General features: G+C 71.2%; 4 protein-coding genes and 1 pseudogene. All 5 read right to left on the bottom strand.

Annotated features, from left to right (window positions below; genetic code table 11):
• Positions 1–369 (bottom strand): annotated as a pseudogene (locus R6V09_RS49120) (DNA-processing protein DprA); the annotation flags it as partial.
• Positions 366–1,991 (bottom strand): YifB family Mg chelatase-like AAA ATPase, encoded by a 1,626-nt coding sequence (locus tag R6V09_RS49115; protein ID WP_317887929.1) that lies wholly within the window; start codon positions 1,989–1,991, stop codon positions 366–368. The pseudogene R6V09_RS49120 and the gene R6V09_RS49115, both read right to left, overlap by 4 nt.
• 1 nt (position 1,992) lies before the next feature.
• On the bottom strand, positions 1,993–2,355 hold the full coding sequence (locus R6V09_RS49110) for a YraN family protein (RefSeq protein WP_262059132.1): 363 nt from the start codon (positions 2,353–2,355) through the stop codon (positions 1,993–1,995).
• Positions 2,356–2,483: 128 nt separating this feature from the next.
• A complete protein-coding gene (locus R6V09_RS49105; RefSeq protein WP_003965949.1) occupies positions 2,484–2,792 on the bottom strand; it encodes a DUF2469 domain-containing protein in 309 nt (102 codons plus the stop codon).
• 56 nt (positions 2,793–2,848) lie between these two features.
• Positions 2,849–3,388: an NUDIX hydrolase gene (locus R6V09_RS49100; RefSeq protein WP_262059131.1), complete on the bottom strand. Its 540-nt coding sequence runs from the start codon at positions 3,386–3,388 to the stop codon at positions 2,849–2,851.
• Between the last annotated feature and the right edge of the window lie 30 nt (positions 3,389–3,418).

Raw genomic sequence — 3,418 nt, 5'->3', positions numbered from 1 at the left:
CGACTTGAGCGCCCACACCCGCAGGCTGGGCCGCCCGCGCACCCACAGTCCGACGGGCCGCGCGTCCCCGAGGTCGTCGAGCTGGGCGGGCCACTCGGTGTCACCGGGGTAGACGAATCGCACCCCGGCCTCCCGCGCGACCTCCAGATCCCGCCCCGGCTCGACCGCCTCGGCCCGCGCGCACAGCCCGGCCCACCGCTTGTCGGTGACCCCGACGAGCTGCGGCCCTCCGTCCCGCAGCCGCCGGGCCACTTCCACGGCTCCCAGCTCACGAATCCACCGACCGGCCACTTCGTCGCCGGGTTCGACGATTCGGGCGAGGAAGACGCGGGCGAGGAACTCCTCGCCCGCGTGCTCGTTCGCGGTCATGCCAGTGCCCCGATGGACATCGGTGCGCCTCGTGAAACACCTGTGCGCAGTTGCAGGGCGAGGGCCACGTCCACCTCGTCGGGCCGGTCGTGACCCTTGAGGTCCGCGACCGTCCAGGCCACACGCAGGACCCGGTCGATCCCGCGGGCGGTCAGCGCGCCCCGCTCCAGATTGCGCTCGGCCTCGTCCATCGCCCCGCGCACGGCGTGCCAACGGCTGCGCAGTTCACGGCCGGGCACCTCACTGTTGGTGCGCCACGGAGTGTCCGCGAGGCGTGCCGCCGCCCGCTCCCTCGCCGCCCTCACCCGGTCCGCGACCGTCGCGGTGGTCTCTCCTCGCGCGCCGCGCACGGTGAGCTGGTCCCGCGTGACGCGGTCCACCGTGACACGCAGGTCCACCCGGTCGAGCAGTGGGCCGGAGATCCGGGCCTGATAGCGGCGGATCAACGTGGATGGGCACTCGCAGAAGTCCTCCTTCTGGGAGAAGCGGCCACAGGGACACGGATTGGCCGCGAGCACCATCTGGAACCTCGCCGGGAACCGCACCACACCCGCACTACGGGCGATCACCACGTACCCCGACTCCAGTGGCTGCCGCAGCGCGTCGAGAGCCTGGCTGCTGAACTCCGGAGTTTCGTCGAGGAAGAGAATTCCCCTGTGCGACAGGGAGACGGCTCCGGGCCTCGCCATGTGGGGCCCACCCCCGACGAGGGCCTGCATCGTGGCCGAGTGGTGCGGGGCGCAGTAGGGGGCGACGTCGATCAGTGGTTTGCCCGGGGGCAGCAGTCCCGCCACCGAGTGGACCGCCGTGACCTCCAACGAGTCCTGCCGGCCGAGCGGGGGCAGGATCGCGGGCAGCCGCTCCGCCAGCATGGTCTTGCCCGCGCCCGGCGGCCCCTCAAGGAAGAGGTGGTGCCCGCCGGCCGCGGAGATCTCCACCGCCGTGCGCGCCGCGTACTGCCCGACGACATCGGCGAGGTCATGACCGGGGTCATGATGCGCCGCTCCCACGCTGTGCATGCCCGTGGCCGCCCCGGTGCCCGGCATGCGCAGGCCGGCGAGGAGCGGATCGGGTCGGCCCAGGTCGTCCGGTTCCTCGTCGGGGACGGGTTCGTCCGCGAGTACGGCGATCAGTTGCCGCAGGCTGCGGACGCCCAGCACGGACACCCCGGGCACGAGGGACGCCTCGGCGGCTGCACACTCCGGCACCACCACCTGCTCATAGCCCGCGTCCGCCGCCGCCAGCACCGCCGGGAGGATGCCCCGGACCGGGCGGACCCTCCCGTCGAGTCCCAGTTCTCCGATCATCACGATGTCGGCGAGCACCCGGGGATCGATCCGCTCGGCCGCGCCGAGTACCGCCGCGGCGACGGCCAGGTCGAAGCCGCTGCCGCTCTTCGGTACGGACGCCGGGCTCAGGCCCACCGTCAGTTTCTTCTGCGGCCACGCGCTGCCCGAGTTGACCACCGCGGCCCGCACCCGGTCCTTGCTCTCCGTCAGACTCTTGTCGGGCAGCCCCACCAGCGTGAACGCGGCGACGCCCGGTTCGAGGTCGGCCTGTACCTCGACGACCACGCCCTCGACGCCCACCAGCGCCACCGAGCACGTACGAGCGAACCCCATCTCAGACCACCCCCCGCGCGTGCTCGACGACGGGTGCGCCGCGGCCGGGCAGGAGCACGCCCACCAGGTCGATGCGGACACCGCCCGGTGGCGCCCCTCCGTGGGCGTGGATCCAGCATTCGGCGAGGCCGCGCAGGCGCTCCGCCTTCTCGGGGGTCACCGCGGCCATCGGGTGCTCGTAGGCACCGGCCCGCCGTGTCTTGACCTCGCAGACGACAAGGACGTCGCCGTCCCTCGCCACGATGTCGATCTCGCCGGTCCTGCCACAGCGCCAGTTGCGCTCCAGGACCGTCATCCCGGCCTCGACCAGCCGTCGTGCGGCCAGCGTCTCGCCGTACTTGCCGAGTGCACTGCGTGCGTTCATGTCGGCACCACCTCCGGCGCCAACCGTCACGCAGAACGGCCCACCGAGTGGATCTTGGTGGACCGTTCAGTGGTTGTGGAGAACTCCGTCACCCACACGAGTGACGGGCGCTCCGCGAAGAGCCGCCGTCAGCCGCCCGGCAGCTCCAGATCGCTCTTGTTCAGCTCCTCGATGTTCACGTCCTTGAATGTGAGCACCCGGACCTGCTTCACGAAGCGAGCCGGTCGATACATGTCCCACACCCAGGCATCCGCCATGGACACCTCGAAGAAAACCTCGCCCTGGACCGAGTGCACCTGCATCTCGTAGTCGTTGGTGAGGTAGAAGCGCCGTTCGGTCTCAATCACGTATTTGAACAGACCGACGACATCGCGGTACTCCCGGTAGAGCTTCAGCTCCATCTCGGTCTCGTACTTTTCGAGGTCCTCGGCGCTCATGGCATGTTCCCCTTCAGCCGTGCGATCCCACCATTGTGCGCCAGTCCCGTGCGCCCCTAGACGATTTCCGTGTCAAGGGTCACCGGCCCGGCCGGGGGCCCTTCGTCGATCAGCCTGCGGAGCAGCTCGGCGAGTCTGGTCGGATACACCGTCTCATGCGCCCGCTCCAGTTCCCGGCACGTCCACCAACGTGCTCCGGAGACGCTGCGCCGCTCCAGCTCGGTGAGGGCCGTGGCGCCGGGCACCCCGTCGGCCGTGGCGGACGTCCTGGCCAGGTAGTACCACTCGTCCTGGTCCCAGCGGCGGCCCGCGAAGGGGAAGGAGCACGTCCGGGTCCACAGCACCGGGCCGAGCTCCACCTGAGTGATGCCGGTCTCCTCCGCGAGTTCCCGCAGGGCGGCCTCCTCGTGGGTCTCGTCGCCCTCCAGGCCGCCGCCCGGCGTGAACCACCAGTCGTCGGCCGGATCGTCCGGCTCATGGCCGTGGAGCAGCAGGATGCGGTCCTGCGGGTCGAGGAGGACCACCCGGGCGACCTTGCGCAGCCCGCCCTCGTACGAGTCGCCGTACGCGCCCTCCTCGGTGGCCTCAGCGGGCACCGGCGGGCTCCGTGCGGGTCCGGGAGCGGC

Origin of the sequence: Streptomyces sp. W16, assembly GCF_033194735.1 — a bacterium.
GTDB lineage: Bacteria > Actinomycetota > Actinomycetes > Streptomycetales > Streptomycetaceae > Streptomyces.
Note: the sequence above shows the minus strand (reverse complement) of the source record. Positions and strands in the feature narration are given on the sequence as shown.